The sequence below is a fragment of the Nocardia araoensis NBRC 100135 genome, assembly GCF_000308435.1.
GTDB classification, from domain to species: Bacteria; Actinomycetota; Actinomycetes; order Mycobacteriales; family Mycobacteriaceae; genus Nocardia; species Nocardia araoensis.
This window is the reverse complement of record NZ_BAFR01000212.1, coordinates 1-20,617: the sequence shown is the minus strand read 5'-3', so window position 1 is coordinate 20,617 and position 20,617 is coordinate 1. Positions and strand designations below refer to the sequence as shown.

Sequence of the window (20,617 nt, the reverse complement as noted above, 5' to 3'; positions counted from 1 at the left end):
TTGACTTGGGCGAGCGGCTGCGACGGCCGTCGAGCACCCGATCGTTGCGTCTGGGAGACGTAAAGGTGTCGTTCGTGCCGGACGGGGCTGTGCAGGGCAGGCCGAGTAGCTGGCTGCCGGACTCGACTGATGAGATCTGGGCCGCTCATCCGGAGTATTTGGATGCCTCCGGCTATCTCGTGGCGAGTATCGGTGGATTGCTGGTGGAGCGCGGTGACCGTGCGGTATTGATCGATGCGGGGTTCGGTCCGCAGTCGCTGCCGGCCGAACCGGGAACGCCGAATGGCGCCATTCACGGTGGACTGCTGCTGGAGAGCCTGGCCGAGCTCGGTCGCAGACCGGAGGACATCGAGGCGGTGGCCTTCACGCACTTGCACTCCGACCACCTCGGCTGGGCCTGGCATGCGGTTCCGGGCGGTGACCAGCTTGCGTTCGCCCATGCCGAATATCTGGTGGCCGAACCGGAATGGGCTCGGCGCGACTTGCTGGAGGCGTCCGACCCGACGGGGGAGATGATCGCCGCCCTGGAGCCGCGCGTCCGTACTGTGACGGACGGGCAGGAGATACTCCCTGGCGTGCGGGTCCGGATCGCTGCTGGTCACACGCCGGGGCATGCCGAGTACATCGTCACATCGGGCGGTGAGCGGCTGATCGCCTTCGGTGATGCCCTGCATACACCGTTCCAGGTGGATCATCCCGACTGGTCCTGCGTATACGACCACGACCCTGTCCGGGCCGCCGACCACCGCCGCCGTCTCGTCGCCGAGTTGGAAGAGCCTGACACGATCGGATTCGGTGTCCACTTCGCCGACGTCGTGTTCGGGCGGGTCCGCCGGGACGGTGACGGCCCCGCCTGGCATCCCCTGGATGCCTGATCCGGTGGGGTCGACCGTCGCAACGGCGAGCGCATGCGGCTGTCCGTGCCGTCGTCCGCCGACGATCAAGCTCTTCTCGGAATCGGCTGCGTTTCAAGAAATTTCCTGGCTGTGGCCACCTGTCGGCATCGCTCGACCATCGAGCCGAGCATCGGGACGAGCCTCCGCTTGACGCGCGGTAAGCGATCTTCCTATTCTTTGTCGATCGACAAAGAATAGGAAGGCGGCATGGTATGCGTGCGGCAGTGATCGAAGAGTTGGGTATGCCGTTGACGGTTCGCGAGGTGCCCGATCCCGTATGCCCGCCGGACGGCGCGATCGTGCGGGTCGGGGCCAACGGCGTGTGCAGGACCGATTGGGCACTGTGGGCCGGCAATTTCTGGGTGGGGGGACCGCAGGTGAGTCCGCCGTTCGTGTTGGGGCACGAGTTCGCCGGGACGATCGAGGAAGTGGGAACCGAGGTCACCGGGTGGCGAAAGGGTGACCGCGTGACGTTTCCGATGAACCCCGGGGACGGATCATGCCCGACGTGTCGCAGCGGCTACCAGAACGTGTGCGAGCATTTCGATTCCCTGGTGCCGGGAGTGTCCTACTGGGGAGCTTTCGCGGAGTACGTCGCCGTGCGCCACGCGGAGACGAACTTGGTGGCGTTGCCGGAATCGATCGGCTTCGTCGATGCCGCGAGCCTGGCGTGCCGATACATGACCGCCTTCCACGGGGTTGTCGACCAGGCCCGAGTTCGTGGCGGGGAATGGGTCGCGGTCCACGGTGCCTGCGGCGGAATGGGGTTGTCCGTGGTGGAGATCGCGGCCGCTATCGGCGCGAATGTCATCGCCGTCGACATCGATGACGAGAAGCTGGTACGAGCGCGTGAATTGGGCGCGGTTCACACGGTCAATGCCGCACATGCCGATCCGATCGGAGCCATCCGCGAGTTGACTCGCGGCGGGGCGCACGTATCCGTGGATGCGGTGGGAACCGCCGAAGCTTGTCGCGCATCGGTGCTGTCGTTGGGCATCCGGGGACGCCACCTGCAACTCGGACACACTACGCAGGCCGAACGCGGCGAGGTGGCTTTACCGATCGACATCATGATGATCAAGGAGTTGGAGTTCTCGAGCGCGTTTGGTATGCAGGCCCAGCGGTTCGGCACGATGCTCAACATGATCGAGGCCGGGCGGCTGCAGCCGGGGAAGGTAGTGTCCCGCACCATCGGTCTGCACGAGGTGAGCGACATATTGAAGGCGATGGAAACCTACGACACGACCGGCGTTGTCGTCATCGACAGGTTCTGAACTCGCCCCGGCGAGAGGAGTGACGGCGGATCATGGCAGGACGGCCCAGGGAATTCGATCGCGAGCTGGCGCTGCGGCAGGTGCAAGCGGTCTTCTGGGCCCACGGCTACGAAGGGGCCTCCATGGCGGACCTGGTCGAGGCCACCGGTCTGGCATCAGCGCGTCTCTACGCGGCGTTCGGGTCCAAGGAGAAGCTGTTCCGGGAAGCGATCGAACTGTACGAAGGGGAGGAGGGCGGGTTCGCCGACCGCGCCCTCGCGCAAGAGCCGACGGCGCGTCGAGCGGTCGAGCGGATGCTGCGCGAGGCGGTCGATGTCTACACCCGGCCGGGGAAGCCGCTGGGCTGCATGGTGGTCAGTGCGGCAACCAACTGCTCCACCGACAACCACGCTGTCCGCGAATGGCTGGAACAGCGTCGGCGCGAACGTACCGCCTCGATTGTCGAACGTGTAAGGGTTGCCGTCGCGCAGCGCGAGCTGCCACCCGGCACCGACGCCCGGGCACTGGGTGATGCCGTCGCCGCACTCCTGCACGGCCTGTCTGTTCAGGCGCGTGACGGTATCCCCCGGGAACGACTCCTCGCCCTGATCGCTCCGGCGATGACCATGTTCGACCATCTCGCCGAAGCGAATTCGGCGACGTGAGAACCCAAAGCAAAACCCGCCCTGGTCAGGGCGGGTTTCTGGTGGAGCCGATGACGGGAATCGAACCCGCGCTGTCTGCTTGGGAAGCAGAAGTTCTACCATTGAACTACATCGGCTGGAGGCAGATGTGCCAACCGAGACTGTAGCAGAAGCCGCGCGCGGGGTGGGAAAAGTCCAGCTAGATGCCGGTGAGCTGGGCCGATGGGTCGATTAGGGCCGCTGGTTCCGGTCGAACTCCCCAGCCACTACGCCAGCGGTGAAGGCGTCCCACTCGCTGGGGGTGAACACCAGCGCCGAACCACCTGGATCTTTGGAGTCGCGGATTCCGATCATGCCCCCTCGGAGGAATGCGACCTCGACACAATCGCCGTGGCCCCCGCTGTGGCTGCTTTTGAACCACCGCGCCCCCGATAGATCGGTGCTCACCTTGCAAACTCCTTCATCATCTGCCGCAGCAGATTCCTGCTCGCTGTCGCATCCAACGCGGAGCGGCGGATAATCGTGGACGCGGTCCGGTACGTCGCGACCTCCGTCTCTTCCTCAAGGTACATGTTGCTTGTGAAGGACTCGACGTACACCACGGGGGGATCGGCTTCGAAGGTGAGTATCGAGAACGCGCCTGTAGCTGTCCCCACGGGATATCCGGCAGTGAACGGCAGTATGCGGATGTCGATGTTGTCTCGCGTACTCATGTCGGCGAGATGATGCATCTGAGCGCCCATCGTTCGTTCGTTGCCGACGACCCTCCGCAAGATCGCTTCGTCCATAACCATGGTTGCTACCAGAGGTTTGGTCTTCCTGGTCAAACTTGCCTGACGCTTCAGCTTCAGTTCTATCCGGCGCGCTTGCTGTTCCTCGGATTCATGGGGGAAGAACAAGTGATTCAGCGCCCGTGCGTAGTCGGCGGTCTGGAATAAGCCGGGCACCAACTCGGAGCGGTAGATGTCGACTGTGCGAGCCTCGTACTCCAGCCCTACGTAGACGTCGAACCGTTCCTGCATGACCTCGCCGTACTGCTGCTGCCACCACTTCTTGGGTTGCGCGGTCGCCTCTTCGAGCATGCCGATCAAAGCCGCGACCTCGTCCTCGTCTTCGATCCCGAGAACGGTGCACAGGTCGCGCACGTCCCGATCGTTCAACGTGCCGAGATAGCCACGTTCGATGCGTGATTGAGTCGGCACGCTCCAGCGCATCGCCTTGGCCACATCTGGCTGCTTGAGGTTCGCCGCGTGCCGGGCGTCGCGGATGTGATTGCCGAACCGACGTCTCGGCAGAGACGGGGGTGGGGGTGTGCCTTCGCGGCCCATCGCGCCTCCTATGTTTCAGATTGAAAGATATTAGTACTTCGATTGAGAGTTCTACTGGAAGTTTGAAGGAATAGTCTGAAAATTTCAGAGTGATAGGGCAGTGGTATCTGCCTGGTGGTCTCCTAGTTACGCGCCGGTGGGGATGCCGTTTCGGCTGGCCCACCGAGGCTCTGGCGCCCAACCACCGTCTTCGATACGAGCAGAGGTCTACTGATGGACGAAGGAGCGTTCGGGGACACCCTGCTGTCCCGTTGTCAGTACTACCGGCGGACCTGTGGTCTACCCGTCGTCATCGATCCACCCGAACTGGGCCGTATCGTTCTTCGCGCGGGCAGCGTGTGGGGAGTCACGATGCCGACGCGGCTCGGTCAATCGGTGAAGGCCTACTTGCACAATGGCGGGCACGCGGTCGGGCCGATCGTTGGGCACCCGCGCTCCGGAAGGTGGACTTTCCTGATTCGGCCCGACATCGACGTGAGCGACGTGAAGTTGTTCGCCGAGATGTTTCGCCTGGACGTCAACGTCGCGCGGACCGGGGCGAGTATCGCGCTTCCATCGCCCTCGGCGGAAGCGATCCGTCATTGGATAGTCCCTCCGCGCAATCCGTTTCGGCCCTCCGGGCAAGTAGTGATCGCCGGTGTGCGCGCTTGGGCGGATCGAGCACACGAGAAGCGGACAACTCGGTGGGCAATGCCGGATGGCCGCACGAACAGGAACGACTACTGATGGCCGCGACTGTCGCGGCCGTTGCCGCCGCCGTTTGGACGATGGCGTGCTACTTCGGCGGGATGAGGCTGTTGGCTCATCCAATCGCTGGGGAAGCTCAGGATTCTCGCTGCGCACAGTGCCTGCGCCGGCGGTCTTCCATGACGGCCACGGAGCGTTCGCAGGTAGCGGAGGGCGTGAGCGTGTGGCCGAAGACGAACGGCGAGCGTCCCCGCGCCCCGCATCAGCTGACCGTGATGGCGAGCTGACATGGAGCACTTCGGGTGGTCACGGATTCGCGCGATCGACGCAACTGACGGTTGGGTGCTGAGCGGCCCAGCCGCCGACCACTGGTTGACGAAGCCCTTCGACGGTGGCCGTGCCGTCATCCGGGTCATCGAGGCCGATGGCACGTTACGCGTCACGCTGGGTGACGACCAGGGCAAGCTGATCCGCGCGTATCCCGAGACGACCGACGACATCGGGCGCGCGAAAGAGATCGCGGAGGCCGGGATCGCGCGCTTGTCTCTGGAAATTGCCGAGGCGGAACGATATGGGCGTCGCAGCCGATGACCTCCGGCCGGATGATCGAGCCGTATCCACTCCAGTGTTCCGGCTGGGTTCGGGCTGATCATCGACCGCGTCAAACCTTACGACAGCCGAACGACATGGGATCCGAACTATTTCGTCCGATGGCTGGAAGAGGTCACGGTCTCGTCCGGCTCCCTAAGGGGTGGGTGGTTTCCGGCTTTGTCCCGGTCGGCGGATGCCACGTACCGGTAGCCGGTGAGGCAGAAGATGAGCCAGAGCGCCCCGAAGCACCAGCCCCCGAGGACGTCGGTGGCCCAATGGACGCCGAGGTAGATCCGCGACAGGCCGACCGCGACGACGAACAGCGCGGCGGCGATCGCGGTCCAGGCGCGCAGGGCGGGGCCGTGGATGCCGGGGAGCGCGACGGCGAGGACGATGCCGACCACGACGAACGAGCCCATGCTGTGCCCGGAGGGATACGCCTGGTTGGACACGCTGATCAGGTGTTCCTCGACGGGCGGGCGGTCCCGGTCGGTCAGTCGCTTGCCGCCGCGCACGAGCAGCCCGCCGCCGAGCCCGGTGATCGCGACGAGCGCCGCCGCCGTCCAGCGCCGCCGCCAGGAAAGGACCAGGCAGGTGGCAGTGGCCAGGGCGGTCATGGCGAGCGTGCCGCCCAGCACGCTGACCGTCACCGCGACCGGTGTGAGTGTGCCGTTGCGGTGCGCGACGGCCCAATCGGTGATGCCGCGATCGAACCCGCCGGGACCGTGATTCCCGACCACGCCCGCCGTGAGAGCCGCGGCGCACACCACCAGCAACGCGGTGAGCACCCCGATGATGCCGCGAATGCGAAGGGAGGTCACTCCTCCACGTTGCCATCTCCGACGCTCGAAGGTAACCGGCTCCTTACCAGCTGGAACGACACCGCCGTGGCCGAAGCGCGTCAGAACTTGCTGTAACCGCCGTCGATCAGCAGGGTGTCTCCGGTGTGGTAGGCGCTGGTGGGGCTGGCGAGGTAGACGGCGACGGATTCGAAATCGCTCGGCAACCCCCAGCGGCGAACCGGGATTCTCGGGTGGACGCGCTCGCGGAAACGGTCCCAGGCGAAGGCGTCCTCGGTCATCGGCGTCTCGACCCAGCCCGGCAGCACCGAGTTCGCGCGGATGCCGTGCTTGGCCAGTTCCACCGCGATCGAGTTCACCATGGCGATCAACCCCGCCTTGCTGGCCGCGTAGGACTGCCCGCGCGGAACGCCCTGATGAGCGGCCAGGCTGGCGGTGGCGACCAGACTGCCGCCCTCGCCCTGGGCGAGCATCGCCTTCGCCGCTTCGCGCAGCGTCACGAACGCGGCGTCGAGGTTGAGCGAGGTGACCCGGCGGAATTCCGCGAGATCGGTCTCCACGAACGGGATGAACCCCTGGCTGACACCGGCGTTCACGAAGCAGGAGTCGATGCGTCCGAGTTCGGCGGCCGCCCGGCCGATGGTGTCGATCACCTGCTGTTCCTCGCCGACATCGCAGCTCAGCGCGAGCACCCGCCCGCCGAACGCGCGCAATTCGGCGGCGGCGGCTTCGTTGCGCTCGGTGTTGCGGCCGATGACACACACGTCGGCCCCGGCTCGCGCGAGCCCGCGGGCGAATCCGAGACCGATGCCGGAATTGCCTCCGGTGACGACGGCGACGTGGCCGGTCAGGTCGAACAGCGAGCCCTCGGTCATCGGTTCATCCCTTCGATCGCGGGCGGCGCCGCCCGAATGAATGCGAGGATATCGTTCTCTCCATATCACTGTGCGGCTGAGGAGCCACGGCGAGCAGGCGCTACGCTCGTCGCGTGCTGCTTTCCGATCGTGACATCCGCGCGGAGATCGCCGCTGGGCGTCTCGGCGTCGAGCCGCTGCTGGAGAACCTGATCCAGCCGTCGAGCATCGACGTGCGCCTGGACCGGATGTTCCGGGTGTTCAACAACACCCGCTACACCCACATCGATCCGGCGCAGCGGCAGGACGAGCTCACCAGTCTGGTCGAGCCGGCCGAGGGCGAGCCGTTCGTGCTGCATCCCGGCGAGTTCGTGCTCGGCTCCACTCTCGAAGTGTGTACGCTGCCGGACGATCTGGCCGGCCGCCTCGAGGGCAAGTCCAGCCTGGGCCGCTTGGGCCTGCTGACCCACTCGACCGCTGGCTTCATCGATCCCGGGTTCAGCGGGCACATCACGCTGGAGCTGTCCAACGTGGCCAATCTGCCGATCACGCTGTGGCCAGGCATGAAGATCGGTCAGTTGTGCCTGCTCAGGCTGACCAGCCCGGCCGAGCACCCGTACGGCAGCGCCGTGGCGGGCTCGAAGTACCAGGGCCAGCGCGGACCGACTCCCTCGCGGTCCTACCTCAACTTCCCGATTCCGGCCGCCGCGATCGACGCCGCCGAATCACGCTGACCGGGGCCGGGTCCGCTTCGTCGACTGTGCGGGAGAAGCGGACCCGGCGGACAGCGGTGGGGACCTGACCGCGGAGGTGATCAGTCCCCACCGCCCGCTCCCACCGCCAGCGCCGTTGTGAGGATTACGGACAGCGGTGGAAGCGTGTCACCGCGGCTCGGCGGGCTGACCCAGAAGCACCCTTCCCGGGTCCAGCGGCCGAGGCCGGTCGGCAACATCACGGCGCTGCCGACGGCGGGCAGGCCGATATCCAGCCGATTGAGCGCCTCGAGCACCTGTGGTCCCGGTCGGCTGTCGGGCTCGGCGAGGAAACTCCATCGGATCTGCCTGGCCAACATGGGACCCCTCGTTCCCTGCTGTTCCAGTGCGGCGCGCACCTTCTCGGCACGCGCGGTCGGCAGGTGGACGACGCAAACGCGTCCGGTGATCGGCAGCATGGCGAAACCGCCACGCTCGGTGACCGGCAGTCCGAACTCGTGCCGATAGAACGCCACCCAATCGTCCACGGTCCTGAGTTTCTCGACATTCACGGCGAACTCCTTGCCTTCCGACTCAATGGTCGCGGCCCGCCGCGTGATTCGGCATCGCCCGCTCACCCGCCTTGCGCTGCCCTTCCGCTGCCATTGATACGGGCCGCATTTCAGCTGTGGCCGCGCTCACAAACCGCTCGTACTCTGGAAGGAGTTCGTTCGGAAGGATGACACCGTGGTCACGCATTGGTCAGGCAAAGAGGCCCGTGCCCTTCGCGATGCCAAGCGGATGAGCATCAGGGAATTCGCCGCCCATCTGGGCGTGCACGAACGCTTGGTGTCGAAGTGGGAAGCCGGGGGCGTCCGGGTTCACCCACGACCGATCAACCAAGCCGCTCTGGATACCTCACTGGCCCGGTCCGACGATGTGGTGCGGGCGCGGTTCGCGGCATTGATCGATCAGCCCGCGATCGATCGAGCCGTCCCGCCGGGATTCGATGCTGCCGACGCCTCGGCGCGCATTCATTATTCGAGCGACGCGGATCTTTTGGCTCTCATTGACGCTGGTGCGATGAGAGGTGCTGCGTTGGCGGCGATTTCGGAGAGGGATCTGATCATGGCGGCTGCCCACGAGGCCAGCGAGCACGCCGGCAAGGCCGAGAGCACCAATGTCGGTGCGAGCACTTTGGAACAGCTCGACGCGGATGTCGTGCGCATCGCGAACGACTACGTGCGCATTCCGCCGGTTCCGATGATGGTGGAGATGGTGCGGGTGCGGCGCCGGGTGTATCGGTTGCTGGAAGGCCATCAGCGGCCCGCCGATACCGGTCATCTGTATCTCTTGGCGGGCACGCTCTCGGGCCTGCTCGCCAACGCGAGTACCGACCTCGGCTACTACGACGCCGCGGGCGAGCAGGTCCGCGCCGCCTGGGCCTACGCGGAGCTGTGCGGGCACAACGGGCTTCGAGCCTGGACCCGCGGCATGCACGCGCTGATCGAGTACTGGTCACAGCGGCCCCGCCGGGCGGTCCAGCTCGCCCAGAGCGGGCAGGAATTCGCCGAGTCCGCGACCGCGCAGGTGCGCCTGCTCAATATCGAGGCGCGCATCTGGTCGGCGCTGGGCAGCGCCGCCGACACCGATCGCTGCGTCCGCGCGGCCGACGACGCCCGTGAGATCGCCGCGACCGACACGCTGCACGACGAAGTGGGCGGAGTCTTCGGCTTCAACGACGCGAAGGCCAACTACTACGCGGGCGCCACCTACATCCACCTCGGCCAGGCCGAGCCCGCGCTCGGCGCCACCCAGCGAGCCATCGAGCTGTATTCGAACGGGCCGTCCGAACAGCGCTCCTACGGCGCCGAGGCACTGGCCAGGGTCGACTGCGCGGCCGCCCACCTGATCAACGGCAGCCTGGACGGTGCGGCCGAGGCGCTGCAACCGGTGCTCGGGCTCGACGAGGACAAACGCATCGCGCAGCTCGAGGAGCGGCTGACCGGCGTGCGCAGGCGGATCGCGGCTCCGGCCTTCCGCGACTCGGTCGAAGCGCGCCGGTTGGACGAGCAGATCGAGGAATTCTGCGGCTCGACGGCGGCCAAGGGCATCCCGCCGGGCGGCGCGGCCCACTGAGTGACACGTCACACCCGGCGCGGCAGCCGCCGCCGTCGCGGGCGTAGCGGCATGTGGGGAGCTCGGACAGGCGGTTTATCCGGTTGCGACGGATGGCACCATGGGACGGGTGAGTCCTCAACATCCGCACCGCCCCCCGCGTGTTCTGGAGCAGTCCACGAAGCTGCAGAACGTCGTCTACGAGATCCGTGGACCGGTACACGCGCACGCGGCACGGCTGGAGGCCGAGGGCCACCGCATCCTCAAGCTCAATATCGGCAACCCCGCTCCGTTCGGTTTCGAGGCGCCGGACGTGATCATGCGCGACATCATCGCGGCGCTCCCGCACGCCCAGGGCTACTCCGAATCCAAAGGCATCCTCTCGGCGCGGCGCGCGATCGTGACCCGCTACGAACTCGTGCCCGGCTTCCCCGAGCTGGACGTGGACGGCGTCTATCTCGGCAACGGCGTCTCCGAGCTGATCACCATCACCATGCAGGCCCTGCTGGACAACGGCGACGAGGTGCTGATCCCGGCGCCGGACTACCCGCTGTGGACCGCCATGACCAGCCTGGCGGGCGGCACCCCGGTCCACTATCTGTGTGACGAGGCCAACGGCTGGCAGCCCGACATCGCGGACATCGAATCCAAGATCACCGACAAGACCAAAGCGCTGCTGGTGATCAATCCGAACAACCCCACCGGCGCGGTGTACTCCGCGGAGGTGCTCCAGCAGATCGCCGACCTCGCCCGCAAGCATCAGCTGCTGCTGCTCGCCGACGAGATCTACGACAAGATCCTCTACGACGACGCCAAGCACATCTCGCTGGCCAGCGTGGCCCCCGACCTGCTGTGCCTGACCTTCAACGGGCTGTCCAAGGCCTACCGGGTCGCGGGTTACCGGTCGGGCTGGCTGGCGATCACCGGCCCGAAGGATCACGCGGCCGGGTTCCTGGAGGGCATCGACCTGCTCGCCTCCTCGCGGTTGTGTCCGAATGTGCCCGCGCAGCACGCGATTCAGGTCGCGCTCGGCGGTCATCAGAGCATCGAGGACCTGATCCTGCCCGGCGGACGGCTGCTCGAACAGCGTGACGTCGCCTGGGAGCGGTTGAACATGATCCCCGGCGTGTCGTGTGTGAAGCCGAAGGGCGCGCTCTACGCGTTCCCGAAGCTGGATCCGAACGTGTACGAGATCCACGACGACGCGAAGCTGGTCCTGGATCTGCTTCTGCAGGAGAAGATCCTGATGGTGCAGGGCACCGGCTTCAACTGGCCGCACCACGACCATCTGCGGATCGTCACGTTGCCCTGGGCCCGGGATCTCGCCGTCGCTATCGAACGCTTCGGCAACTTCCTGTCCAGCTACCGCCAATAGTGGGAAGGTCGGCGGCGGACAATAGAATCGCCCCGCTTCCGGCCCGGAAACAAACCCGATGTATGGATACCTGTCGGATTTGGCGACTAGCTAGCGCAAAAGAAGTACTTTTGTGTACAGTGGTCCTCGGCACTCAGAGTGCCCGGTCGGATTGCCTACCCCCCCTGGGCATATCCGGCCTTGGGTTAGGCCGCCTACCCCCCTGGGCCGCCTGCCCTGCGGGCGGCGGAGACATCCCCCTGCTCTCCGCCGCCCCCCTCTAACTCCTTCTTTCTCCTGATCGGTTCGCATCGACCGTGTATCCGCTGTGTTCGGTAACCGCCGCGACAGTCTTGAAAATGAAATCCTTTAGGCTCGCTCCCGGCGGAAACACATCGGACAGGTAGGAGCGCGGTGAGCGACCACCACCATCACCACGATCATTCGGGGCCGATCGCGATCGGCGCGACCGCGGCGCGCGTGGTCGTCGGGCTACTCACCGCGATCGGGATCGTCGTCGTCATCGGCGCGATCGCGCTGTGGCCGAGCAAGCAGCACATCGACATCCCGCTGCCGATGCAGAACGCGGGCGGCGGCGCGGTGCAGACCGAGGCGGGCACCGTGGTGCTCCAGGATGTGGGGCCGTGCGGCAGCCCGTCGCTGGGCAAGGTGTTCGTCGACCAGCCCCAAGCGCCGCGCAACAACGCCTACACCTGCCAGCGCAGCCTGATCGAGATCGAATCCGGACCGCACAAGGGCAACCGCACGCTGCTGGAAATCGCGCCCGGCCCAGGACAACCCGATCTGCACGCCGGTGACGAACTCCGGCTGGTCCGCCAGACCGATCCGAGCGGGACGCCGCTGTACTCGTTCGAGGACTACTCGCGCGGCCTGCCGCTCACCCTGATCGTCGTGGCTTTCGTCGTGGTGATCATCGCGGTGGCGCGCTGGCGCGGCGTCCGTGCGCTGCTGGGCCTGGTGTTCGCCTTCGCGGTCCTGGTGCTGTTCCTGCTGCCCGCCCTGCTGGACGGCAAACCGGCGATCCCGGTCGCCTTGGTGGCGGGCTCCCTGATCCTCTACGCGGTGCTGTATCTGGCGCACGGGGTGAACCTGCGCACCAGTTCGGCGCTGCTCGGCACGCTGACCTCGATGCTGCTCGCCGCCGCGCTGTCCTGGCTCACCATCGAGATGACCCAGCTCACCGGGCTCTCCGAGGAACAGAACACGAACGTCGCGACCTACATCGAGCACGTCAGCATCACCGGATTGTTGCTGGCCGGATTCATCATCGGTTCGCTCGGTGTGCTCAACGACGTCACGATCACCCAGGCGTCGGCCGCCTTCGAGCTGGCCGCCCTCGACCAGTCGGCATCCCGGCGCGAGGTTTTCGCCGCCGCGATGCGCGTGGGGCGCGATCACATCGCCAGTACCGTCTACACGCTGGTGCTCGCCTACGCCGGCGGGGCGCTGCCGTTGTTGCTGCTGTTCAGCGTGGCGGGGCGGTCCATCCGCGACGTGCTGACCGGTGACGCCGTGGCCATCGAGATCGCGCGGTCGGCGGTCGGCGGTATCGCGCTGGCGCTTTCGGTGCCGTTGACCACCGGTATCGCGGTGCTGCTGGCCCGCCCGTTCACGACGAAGGAACCCACCCCCGCGCCGCGGACGCGTCGCGCGCGGCACGCGAGGGTCTGAATTATTCCCGTCAGCGTTGCGGCGGTGGAGGGAAGGGGAAGACCTCCGGCGGGATCGTGGGGACCACGATCGGCGGGAGGCCCGGCACCACGATGGTGTTCGGGCCGGGCGTCGGCGGCGCCTCGCTGGTGGTCTGCCGCCGGTTGGGCGGTGGCGCGGCGACCGATTCGTGCGCGGGCGACTCCGTGGTGCCCGGCGCGACCGCGATCTGCGGATCCAAGGTGGTCGTGCGGGGTGCGGTGGTCGGCGACAGCGACGGTGATCCCTCGCTGGTGTGTGAATCCCGTTCCAGCACCTGCGGTCCGTAACCGAGGCCGAGCCCGATCGCGGCGACGACGGCCAGCGCGCTGACGGTCAGCACCGCGCCGCTGATCTCACGCTTGCCGCGCTGGGCCGGAGCCGACAACCAGGCGGGTGACAGCTCGTCGTCCAGCGCGGCGCTCGCCGTGGAGGTCTCCTTGCGGACCGGTCTGGCCAGCAGCGCGGCGCCGCGAGCCATCACGGTCTCCGGGCTGTCCGGCACGATGACGGGCACGCCCATCCAGCGTTCGAGCACCTTGGCCACCAAGGGGATCCGGGCGCAACCGCCGATGGCGAGCACACCGTGCACCGGGCGGTCCGAGCGCACGATCACGTCGCGCGCCATGCGCGCCGACGACTCGATGGCCAGCATGATCAGCGATTCGAAGTTCTCCTGCGCGAGCAGGACCAAACCCTGTTCGCTCGGCAGCGCCACGGCGGTGTTGCTGGTGAGCTGCTCTTTGGCCTCGCGGCACAGTGCGTCCAAGGCGGCCAGACCGGCGGCGTTCGGCGGGTGGGCGATCCGCCCCGAGGCGATCTGCTGCTCCCGGATCAACGAGTCGAGGTAGTCGCCGCTGATGTCGCTGGTGCGCTCGCTGTGCCGGACCTCGCGAGTCTGCGTATCGACCACGCTCACCGTCAGACCGGAGCTGCCCAGGTCGTAGACGACCAGCGAGGAGATGCCCCGGATATCACCGGTGGCCTGCGCGAACTCGAGCGCGGCCGCGATCTCGGGTACCAGTTCGTAATTGGTCAGCTGCTGGCGCGCCATGGCGGCGCGGATGCCACGGGCGTGCTGCTCACTGCGGTAGGCGATCGCGGTGGCGCCGATACCCGGCGTGGCCTCCAGGGTGACTCCGATGGCCTCTGCCGCCAGCTCTTCCACGCTTTGATCGACGACCGGAACGGTCTGCAGATCGAAGGAATGCGGGGAGACATGCCCGTGGGGGTTCGCGGCGTGTGGTCGCGCCATACGGACAGCGCCGGCCCCCACCGAAACTCCCAGTACCGAACTCATCAGCTGCCCATCTCGTTTCACACTTCACGACATGCGAGCCTGCGCCGTCCGTCGGCGGAGACCCGCTGGACGGACCCTACCGCCGGCGATCAGCTGTGCTTAAGGCAGGACTGGTCGTCTGTCTGGCAGTAGCCCGCCTCGCTCCGCAACTCTACGGTGTGCCGAGTCCCGCGTACACCCATCCGGCTGCTCTCCAGGTGGCACGATTGAGACAGTTCCGGCCGTCGATGATCGAGCGGGCGCGCACCACCCGGTCGAGGTCCTCGGGGCGCAGCGCGGTGAACTCGTTCCACTCGGTGAGCACGAGCACCACGTCGGCGCGTTCGCACGCCTCGGCGACCGAGGTCGCGTAGTTCAGCGTGGGGAACACCCGGCGCGAATTCTCCAGTGCCTTGGGATCGTAGACGGTCACCACGGCCCCGTGTAGCTGGATCATGCCCGCCACGTTCAGCGCGGGGGAGTCGCGGACATCGTCGGACTCCGGTTTGAACGCGGCGCCGAGCACCGCGACGTTGGCCCCGAGCAATGAGCCGCCACAGGCGCGGGCGGCCATGTCGACCACCTTGGTCCGGCGGCGCATATTGATGTTGTCCACCTCGCGCAAGAAGGCGACGGCGTGGTCGGCGCCGAGCTCGCCGGAGCGGGCCATGAACGCCCGGATATCCTTCGGCAGACATCCGCCGCCGAAACCCAGTCCGGCGTTGAGGAATCGACGGCCGATGCGCGCGTCGTAGCCGAGCGCGTCGGCCAGCATGGTCACATCGGCGCCGGTCGCTTCGCACACTTCCGATACCGCGTTGATGAACGAGATCTTCGTCGCCAGAAACGCGTTCGCGGAGACCTTCACCAATTCCGCTGTGGCCAGGTCGGTCAGCAGGAACGGGACCTCGGCGGCGATCAGGTCGGCGTAGATCTCACGTACCAGATCCTCGACCCAACCGGCAGCGGCGCGTTCCCGGTCGACCCCGAGGACCAATCGGTCCGGCCGCAGGGTGTCTTTGACCGCGAAGCCTTCCCGGAGGAATTCCGGGTTCCACGCCACTTCGACGTCGGTGGAACTCAGTGCGCGGGCGCGGGTTCCCAGGGCGGCGGCCGTACCGACCGGAACGGTCGACTTGCCGATGATCACCGAGGGATGTTCCAGCAGCGGGGCGAGCGTATCCACCACCGCGTGCACGTATTTCAAGTCGGCGGCGTACTCGCCCTTCTTCTGCGGCGTGCCCACACCGAGGAAATGCACATCGGCGTGCGCGGCCGCCTCGGCGTAGGAGGTGGTGAACCGCAATCGGCCCGCATCGAGGTTGCGGCGTAGCACATCCTCCAGGCCCGGTTCGTAGAACGGCACCACTCCGTCGGACAGTTTCGCGACCTTGCCCGGGTCCACGTCCACTCCGATGACGTCGTGCCCGAGTTCGGCCATGCACGCCGCGTGCGTGGCCCCGAGATACCCGGTTCCGAAGACTGTGCATCGCATGATCGATTGGTAAGCCCCGCCGGTGGCCACGCCACGTCAGCGAGGCAAGGGTCCGGGCAACAGCAGATGTACATGCGGCGACATCGCCGATCCTGGCCTCGTGACCTGGCGGAACGGTCGCGCCGCGCCCGGCTAGCATCGGCCTGGTGCGACGTCGTCGGTTGGCCTGGATCGCGCTCGGCGCGGGTCTGGCGGTGGTTGTCGCCACGGTGGCGCTGTGGCCGGTCTACGTGCGTCCGCGGACCGATCCGCCCGCGCGGGCGGACGCCGTTCTCGTTCTCGGCGGGGCGCACGACGGCCGCGAACAACTGGGCCTGCGCCTGGCGCGCGAGGGGTACGCGCCGCGGGTGGTGTTCTCCAACCCCTATGAGAACAGCGCCATGCTCAACCGCATCTGTCACGGCGGCTACAGCTTCGAGGTGTTGTGCTTCGACCCGTCCCCCCGCACCACCCGCGGCGAAGGCCGCGAACTCGCCCGCCTCGCCCGCGCCCACGATTGGCGCCGGGTCATCGTCGTCACCTTCACCCCCCACATCTCCCGATCCCGCTACGTCCTGCACAAGTGCTGGGACGGAGAACTCCTCTTCACCGACCCAGAACCCGCCCTCTCCATCCCCCGCTGGGCCTACGACTACGTCTACCAATCGGTGGGCTACCTGAAGGCCTTCGTCGAGGACTGCTGAACGGTTCCGGTTATCGGCGAACCCAACACCTGCGGCTGAGGTCGGCGGCGACCGATCGAGGCGGATGGACCGGTTGCCGGGCCGGTGCTGTGGGTCCGGCGACCGGAGGGATCGGTCGTCGCCGGCCGGGTATGTGCGGGCATATGACGTCAGTTTGACGGCGTGAGAGAGACAGCCGTACATTCTGTCGCGTGGTGGCGGGATGGTCGCCATGGAAGCAACGGTGCACACCCTCTGGGAGGGCGGATGGATTACGACTGGTCAGCGGAGGATCTGGCGTTTCGGGACGAGGTGCGCGCGTTCCTCGACGCGAAGCTGACGCCGGAGTTGCGGCGGGCCGGGCGCTTGGCGACGAGCGTGTATCCCGACCACGAGGCGAGCATGGAATGGCAGCGCATCCTGCACGAGCGCGGTTGGGCGGCGCCCGCCTGGCCGGTGGAACACGGCGGATGTGACTGGAGCCTGACTCAGCACTACATCTTCCAACGGGAATCGGCACTGGCAGGCGCGCCCGCGCTGTCGCCGATGGGCATCAAGATGGTGGCCCCGGCGATCATCGCGTTCGGCACCCCGGAGCAGAAGGCGTTCTTCCTGTCGCGCATCCTCACCGGCGAGGTCTTCTTCTGCCAGGGCTACTCCGAGCCCGAGGCCGGATCGGACCTGGCCGCGCTGACCATGGCCGCCGTCGACGACGGCGAGGATTTCGTGTGCACCGGCAGCAAGATCTGGACCACCCACGCCACCGAGGCGAACTGGATCTTCTGCCTCGTGCGCACCTCGCGCACGGGTAAGAAGCAGCAGGGCATCACGTTCCTGCTGATCGACATGACCGCGCCCGGCATCGAGATCCGGCCGCTGGTGATGACTTCGGGCGAGCAGGTGCAGAACCAGGTCTTCTTCGACAACGTGCGGGTGCCGAAGACCAACGTGCTCGGCCGGATCGATGACGGGTGGACCGTCGCGAAGTACCTGCTGGTGCACGAGCGGGGCGGAGCGGCGGCGCCGTGGCTGCAGGTCATGGCCCAGGACATCGCCGCGAACGCGGCGCAGCAGCCGGGGCCGGACGGCAATCCGCTGATCGACGATCGTGCGTTCGCTGCGAAGCTGGCGGACCTGCGGATTCGCGCCGAGGTGCTCGAGGTCCTGGAATACCGGACTATCTCGGCGATGGCGCAGGGCAAGAACCCGGGGCCGGCGTCATCCATACTCAAGATCCTCGGCACCGAACTCAGCCAGAAGCTCACCGAACTGGCGCTGGAGGCGGCGGGACCGCGCGGTCGCGTCTACCAGCCGCATGCCACCGAGCCGGGCGGCCCGATCGCCCAGTTCACACCGCCCGCCGACGGCTACCACAGCGGCGCGGACTGGCAGGCCGTCGCGCCGCTGAAGTACTTCAACGACCGAGCGGGCTCGATCTACGCGGGCAGCAACGAGATTCAGCGAAACATCCTCGCCAAAGCAGCATTGGGACTCTGATGGACTTCACGCTTACCGACGAGCAGGAAATGCTCCGCTCCGCGATCGCCGGCTACCTCGGGGCGCGTTACGACTTGGAGAAGAGCCGCGCGGCGGCGAAATCGGAGTCGGGCTGGCAGCCCGCCATCTGGCGCGGCTTCGCCGATGAACTGGGGATTCTCGGCGCGACCTTGCCCGAGCGGGTGGACGGCACCGGTGGCGGCCCGGTCGAACTCATGGTGATCGCCGAAGAACTCGGCCGTGCGCTGGTGGTCGAGCCGTTCGTGGACACGGTCGTGCTCGGCGCCGGTCTGCTCGAGCGTTCCGGTGGCGAACAGGCCGACGCCGTGCTGCGCCGGATCGTCTCCGGCGACGCGCGCATCGCGTTCGCCGCGCTGGAACCGGCCTCCGGGCACACGCTGCACGACGTCTCGACCACCGCCCGCCGCGACGGCGACGCCTGGGTGCTCGACGGCGCCAAGACCGTGGTGACCGGCGCGCCACTGGCCACCGATCTGCTGATCACCGCCCGCACGTCGGGCGAGCGGCGCGACAAGGCGGGGATCTCCCTGTTCCGGCTGGAATTCGACGCGAGCGCTCCGCCCGCCGGAGTCGAGGTGCACGCCTACCGCACCATCGACGACCGGACCGCCGCCGATCTCGTGTTCACCGGCTTGCGTCTGCCCGCCGACGCTCTGCTGGGCACGGAGTCCGACGGCTGGACCGTCATCGAGCCGACCATCGCGGAGGCCACCGCGGCGATCTGCGCCGAGGCGGTCGGCTGCATGCGCAAGGTGCTCGCCGACACCATCGACTACGCCAAGCAGCGCGAGCAGTTCGGTCAGCCGATCGGCAGTTTCCAAGTGCTGCAACACCGCATGGTCGACATGTACATCGAGCTCGAGCAGGCCATCGCGGCCGTCCACCTGGCTGTCCATTCGCTGCGCGCCTCCGCCGACGACCGTGCCCGCGCCATCTCGGCGGCGAAGGTCACCGTCGCCAGGGCGGCGCGGTTCATCGGCCAGAACGCGGTGCAACTGCACGGCGCGATGGGCATGACCGAGGAACTGGCCATCGGCCACTACTTCAAGCGGCTCACCGTGATCGAGCACGAATTCGGCTCCACCGACGAGCACCTCGCTCGTTTTGCGGCACTGACCAGGCCGTGATTCGAGTCCTTGACCGGGGCCCGCAACCCTGGTCAGACCGGGTCCGGGTGCCACGCATCCTTCATCGCCTCCGCTGAGAGATCCGTCTCGCTGAGTCGAAGCTGTCGCAACCTTCTCGGGAATTGCCAGGTTCGACGAGGCGACCTTTCTCCGGCACTACTGTCGTTGCCCAAGGCGCCACCACCTGCGCGGACGGGGAGTACCGGACGGCTGCTCGCGGGGGCGGCGTGTACGGGGGAGTACCCTCGCAATCCTCGGCGTGGAAATACTCGGACACGGTGGTGAATCCGTGCGGTAAGTAGTGCCGATGCGGGGCAAAATTTCGAGTGGGCTGGGAGGCCGGGGTGAGTGGGACGGAATGGGAGATGTTCTGCTCGGAGGTGTTTGCCATCGCCGAGCGTTACGCCATCCAGACGTTTTCGAATCCCGGCACCCTGGTGCTCTCCAGCGGGTCCTCGTCCACGGAAGCCGAAGCGCGCGGGGTCAATCCACACATCAAACTGGTGGATATGGGCGACGCCGCGGTGCGCATCGAAACGGGCTGGTGCGTCCGCGCCATCGCCGACTACGAAATCCAATTCGAGGACAAGCCGTCCCAGGCGGCCGCGGCGGTCGAGGCGATCATTCTCGGGGGCGCCGAAGAGTATGTGATCACCGATGACGACGACCGGTGGGTGGCGTTCGGGTGGTGTATCCGGGGCAAGGATTCCCTGATGTCGCAACCCCCGCACATCACCTCGGGACGGAAGGCGGTTCGTCGGCTCCTGCCGTGGCGTTCGGCGTGACCGAGCGGCCATGTCCATACGCCGACCGACACCGCCGTGGTGCCCGCGACTGTCGCGCCCGCGCAGCCGACTGCCCCGCCGAAGCCGTGCTTCCCATTCAACTGCTGACCGCGAACGAGTGCGGCTGTGTCCGTTGTTCAATTCTCGGATCACCGTGTCGGGCAATGACATCGAGCAGCGCAAGCGGGCGGTCAAGGTCCGGGAGATCATCGACCTCCTTCGACTCCTGCGGAGACCAGTGCGAGTTCGAAGCGTATACCTGCCCCGGATATGACTCGGCCGGGTCCGTCCACGGACCCGGCCGATGTCGGTATGGAGTTGTTGTGGGCTCAGCTTCTGCGGCCCGGCGCCTTCGCACCGGCCTTGAAGCCGAGACCGCCGGGCTTGGCGGTGGGCGGCGCGACTTCGCTCGCGCCGTTGCCGCTCACGCCATTCGACTGCTCCGGTTCGGCAGCGGGTTCGGGCTTTGCCGCAGGGGCTTCCGCAGCGGGAGACTGCTCCGCCGACGCCGGCTCGGCGGGAGCCGCATCCTTCGGGGCCGGTGCCGGGGTTGCCTTGCCGGGGGCCTTGGGGCCGGGCCGCTTGAAGCCCGACTTCATGGCCAAACCCTTGGCGGGCACCGTGGGCTTGGTCTCGGTCGGCGCGGTTGCGGTCGTTGCTTCGGCCGGTTCCGTAGCCGTCTCGGTGGGCGTTGCCTCGGCTGCCGGAGCGGCCGACGCTTCAGCGGTCGTGGCCTTCGCGCCGGGAGCCTTGGCCGCGCCCTTCATGGCGAGACCACCGCCGGGCGCCTTCGCGCCGCCCTTCATGCCCAACCCCTTGACCGG

General features: G+C 67.1%; 20 protein-coding genes, 1 tRNA gene and 1 pseudogene. 13 read left to right on the top strand and 9 right to left on the bottom strand.

All coding sequences use genetic code 11. From position 1 onward, the window contains the following. Positions 1 to 74: 74 nt before the first annotated feature. The 3 genes from ON21_RS28380 (at position 75) to ON21_RS28370 (ending at position 2,814) form a co-directional block, all read left to right on the top strand. Complete coding sequence (locus tag ON21_RS28380) at positions 75 to 875, top strand: MBL fold metallo-hydrolase (RefSeq protein ID WP_245562770.1); 801 nt, start codon at positions 75 to 77, stop codon at positions 873 to 875. Between the two features lie 233 nt (positions 876 to 1,108). Beyond that, positions 1,109 to 2,170, top strand: coding sequence for a zinc-dependent alcohol dehydrogenase family protein (locus ON21_RS41060; RefSeq protein WP_039802857.1), 1,062 nt, complete (start codon positions 1,109 to 1,111; stop codon positions 2,168 to 2,170). Positions 2,171 to 2,202: 32 nt separating this feature from the next. Next, complete coding sequence (locus tag ON21_RS28370; RefSeq protein ID WP_039802854.1) at positions 2,203 to 2,814, top strand: TetR/AcrR family transcriptional regulator; 612 nt, start codon at positions 2,203 to 2,205, stop codon at positions 2,812 to 2,814. 42 nt (positions 2,815 to 2,856) lie between these two features. On the opposite strand, the gene ON21_RS28365 is transcribed toward ON21_RS28370, so the two are convergent. The 3 genes from ON21_RS28365 to ON21_RS28355 form a co-directional block, all read right to left on the bottom strand. Further along, positions 2,857 to 2,930, bottom strand: a tRNA-Gly gene (locus tag ON21_RS28365). A gap of 94 nt (positions 2,931 to 3,024) precedes the next feature. After that, positions 3,025 to 3,240 carry a DUF397 domain-containing protein gene (locus ON21_RS28360; RefSeq protein WP_039802852.1) on the bottom strand — a complete coding sequence of 72 codons (216 nt, stop codon included), beginning with the start codon at positions 3,238 to 3,240 and terminating at the stop codon, positions 3,025 to 3,027. Beyond that, on the bottom strand, positions 3,237 to 4,121 hold the full coding sequence (locus tag ON21_RS28355; protein ID WP_039802847.1) for a helix-turn-helix domain-containing protein: 885 nt from the start codon (positions 4,119 to 4,121) through the stop codon (positions 3,237 to 3,239). The genes ON21_RS28360 and ON21_RS28355 overlap by 4 nt, the downstream gene beginning before the upstream one ends. Positions 4,122 to 4,472: 351 nt before the next feature. Between ON21_RS28355 and ON21_RS39350 the strand changes: the two genes are divergently transcribed. Together ON21_RS39350 and ON21_RS28340 are read left to right on the top strand one after the other, a co-directional pair. After that, the gene (locus tag ON21_RS39350) at positions 4,473 to 4,847 is read left to right on the top strand and encodes a hypothetical protein (RefSeq protein ID WP_174372216.1); all 375 of its coding nucleotides are present in this window, start codon (positions 4,473 to 4,475) and stop codon (positions 4,845 to 4,847) included. Positions 4,848 to 5,096: 249 nt separating this feature from the next. Then, complete coding sequence (locus ON21_RS28340; RefSeq protein ID WP_039802844.1) at positions 5,097 to 5,399, top strand: hypothetical protein; 303 nt, start codon at positions 5,097 to 5,099, stop codon at positions 5,397 to 5,399. Between the two features lie 107 nt (positions 5,400 to 5,506). On the opposite strand, the gene ON21_RS28335 is transcribed toward ON21_RS28340, so the two are convergent. Further along, on the bottom strand, positions 5,507 to 6,220 hold the full coding sequence (locus ON21_RS28335) for a phosphatase PAP2 family protein (protein ID WP_051021429.1): 714 nt from the start codon (positions 6,218 to 6,220) through the stop codon (positions 5,507 to 5,509). An 80-nt stretch (positions 6,221 to 6,300) separates the two neighbouring features. Further along, a complete protein-coding gene (locus ON21_RS28330) occupies positions 6,301 to 7,074 on the bottom strand; it encodes an SDR family NAD(P)-dependent oxidoreductase (RefSeq protein ID WP_039802843.1) in 774 nt (257 codons plus the stop codon). Between the two features lie 113 nt (positions 7,075 to 7,187). Between ON21_RS28330 and dcd the strand changes: the two genes are divergently transcribed. Next, a complete protein-coding gene (gene dcd, locus ON21_RS28325; protein ID WP_039802842.1) occupies positions 7,188 to 7,787 on the top strand; it encodes a dCTP deaminase in 600 nt (199 codons plus the stop codon). 80 nt (positions 7,788 to 7,867) lie between these two features. Here dcd and ON21_RS28320 read toward each other — a convergent pair whose 3' ends face one another. Further along, positions 7,868 to 8,317 (bottom strand): hypothetical protein, encoded by a 450-nt coding sequence (locus tag ON21_RS28320; RefSeq protein ID WP_039802930.1) that lies wholly within the window; start codon positions 8,315 to 8,317, stop codon positions 7,868 to 7,870. A gap of 175 nt (positions 8,318 to 8,492) precedes the next feature. On the opposite strand from ON21_RS28320, the gene ON21_RS28315 reads away from it, so the two are divergent. The 3 genes from ON21_RS28315 to ON21_RS28305 all read left to right on the top strand — a co-directional run bounded on the left by ON21_RS28315 (position 8,493) and on the right by ON21_RS28305 (position 12,909). Further along, positions 8,493 to 9,884 carry a helix-turn-helix domain-containing protein gene (locus ON21_RS28315; protein ID WP_039802840.1) on the top strand — a complete coding sequence of 464 codons (1,392 nt, stop codon included), beginning with the start codon at positions 8,493 to 8,495 and terminating at the stop codon, positions 9,882 to 9,884. Positions 9,885 to 9,984: 100 nt separating this feature from the next. After that, positions 9,985 to 11,238 (top strand): pyridoxal phosphate-dependent aminotransferase, encoded by a 1,254-nt coding sequence (locus ON21_RS28310; RefSeq protein ID WP_039802838.1) that lies wholly within the window; start codon positions 9,985 to 9,987, stop codon positions 11,236 to 11,238. 393 nt (positions 11,239 to 11,631) lie between these two features. Further along, positions 11,632 to 12,909: a YibE/F family protein gene (locus ON21_RS28305; RefSeq protein ID WP_039802837.1), complete on the top strand. Its 1,278-nt coding sequence runs from the start codon at positions 11,632 to 11,634 to the stop codon at positions 12,907 to 12,909. A gap of 10 nt (positions 12,910 to 12,919) precedes the next feature. Here ON21_RS28305 and ON21_RS28300 read toward each other — a convergent pair whose 3' ends face one another. Continuing rightward, positions 12,920 to 14,227, bottom strand: coding sequence for a DUF7159 family protein (locus ON21_RS28300; RefSeq protein WP_245562768.1), 1,308 nt, complete (start codon positions 14,225 to 14,227; stop codon positions 12,920 to 12,922). A 151-nt stretch (positions 14,228 to 14,378) separates the two neighbouring features. Continuing rightward, positions 14,379 to 15,701 carry a UDP-glucose dehydrogenase family protein gene (locus tag ON21_RS28295; protein WP_039802833.1) on the bottom strand — a complete coding sequence of 441 codons (1,323 nt, stop codon included), beginning with the start codon at positions 15,699 to 15,701 and terminating at the stop codon, positions 14,379 to 14,381. 146 nt (positions 15,702 to 15,847) lie between these two features. Here ON21_RS28295 and ON21_RS28290 point away from each other — a divergent pair, with 146 nt between their 5' ends. The 4 genes from ON21_RS28290 to ON21_RS28275 all read left to right on the top strand — a co-directional run bounded on the left by ON21_RS28290 (position 15,848) and on the right by ON21_RS28275 (position 19,793). After that, positions 15,848 to 16,384, top strand: coding sequence for a YdcF family protein (locus ON21_RS28290; RefSeq protein ID WP_039802831.1), 537 nt, complete (start codon positions 15,848 to 15,850; stop codon positions 16,382 to 16,384). Positions 16,385 to 16,630: 246 nt separating this feature from the next. Continuing rightward, the gene (locus tag ON21_RS28285) at positions 16,631 to 17,860 is read left to right on the top strand and encodes an acyl-CoA dehydrogenase family protein (protein WP_039802825.1); all 1,230 of its coding nucleotides are present in this window, start codon (positions 16,631 to 16,633) and stop codon (positions 17,858 to 17,860) included. Next, positions 17,860 to 19,008 carry an acyl-CoA dehydrogenase family protein gene (locus ON21_RS28280; RefSeq protein ID WP_039802821.1) on the top strand — a complete coding sequence of 383 codons (1,149 nt, stop codon included), beginning with the start codon at positions 17,860 to 17,862 and terminating at the stop codon, positions 19,006 to 19,008. Before ON21_RS28285 ends, ON21_RS28280 begins: the two co-directional genes overlap by 1 nt. Before the next feature lie 326 nt (positions 19,009 to 19,334). Beyond that, complete coding sequence (locus tag ON21_RS28275) at positions 19,335 to 19,793, top strand: hypothetical protein (protein ID WP_157170992.1); 459 nt, start codon at positions 19,335 to 19,337, stop codon at positions 19,791 to 19,793. 329 nt (positions 19,794 to 20,122) lie between these two features. On the opposite strand, the pseudogene ON21_RS28270 reads toward ON21_RS28275, so the two are convergent. Continuing rightward, positions 20,123 to 20,617 (bottom strand): annotated as a pseudogene (locus tag ON21_RS28270) (Fe-S oxidoreductase); the annotation flags it as partial.

Bases quoted from the DNA above. Each gene is read 5' to 3' on its own strand.
- ON21_RS28295 (WP_039802833.1), bottom strand. From the start codon at position 15,701: ATGCGATGCACAGTCTTCGGAACCGGGTATCTCGGGGCCACGCACGCG.
- ON21_RS41060 (WP_039802857.1), top strand. From the start codon at position 1,109: ATGCGTGCGGCAGTGATCGAAGAGTTGGGTATGCCGTTGACGGTTCGC.
- ON21_RS28355 (WP_039802847.1), bottom strand. From the start codon at position 4,121: ATGGGCCGCGAAGGCACACCCCCACCCCCGTCTCTGCCGAGACGTCGG.
- ON21_RS28370 (WP_039802854.1), top strand. From the start codon at position 2,203: ATGGCAGGACGGCCCAGGGAATTCGATCGCGAGCTGGCGCTGCGGCAG.
- ON21_RS28280 (WP_039802821.1), top strand. From the start codon at position 17,860: ATGGACTTCACGCTTACCGACGAGCAGGAAATGCTCCGCTCCGCGATC.
- ON21_RS28300 (WP_245562768.1), bottom strand. From the start codon at position 14,227: ATGAGTTCGGTACTGGGAGTTTCGGTGGGGGCCGGCGCTGTCCGTATG.
- ON21_RS28285 (WP_039802825.1), top strand. From the start codon at position 16,631: ATGGATTACGACTGGTCAGCGGAGGATCTGGCGTTTCGGGACGAGGTG.
- ON21_RS28330 (WP_039802843.1), bottom strand. From the start codon at position 7,074: ATGACCGAGGGCTCGCTGTTCGACCTGACCGGCCACGTCGCCGTCGTC.
- ON21_RS28310 (WP_039802838.1), top strand. From the start codon at position 9,985: ATGGGACGGGTGAGTCCTCAACATCCGCACCGCCCCCCGCGTGTTCTG.
- ON21_RS28340 (WP_039802844.1), top strand. From the start codon at position 5,097: ATGGAGCACTTCGGGTGGTCACGGATTCGCGCGATCGACGCAACTGAC.
- ON21_RS39350 (WP_174372216.1), top strand. From the start codon at position 4,473: ATGCCGACGCGGCTCGGTCAATCGGTGAAGGCCTACTTGCACAATGGC.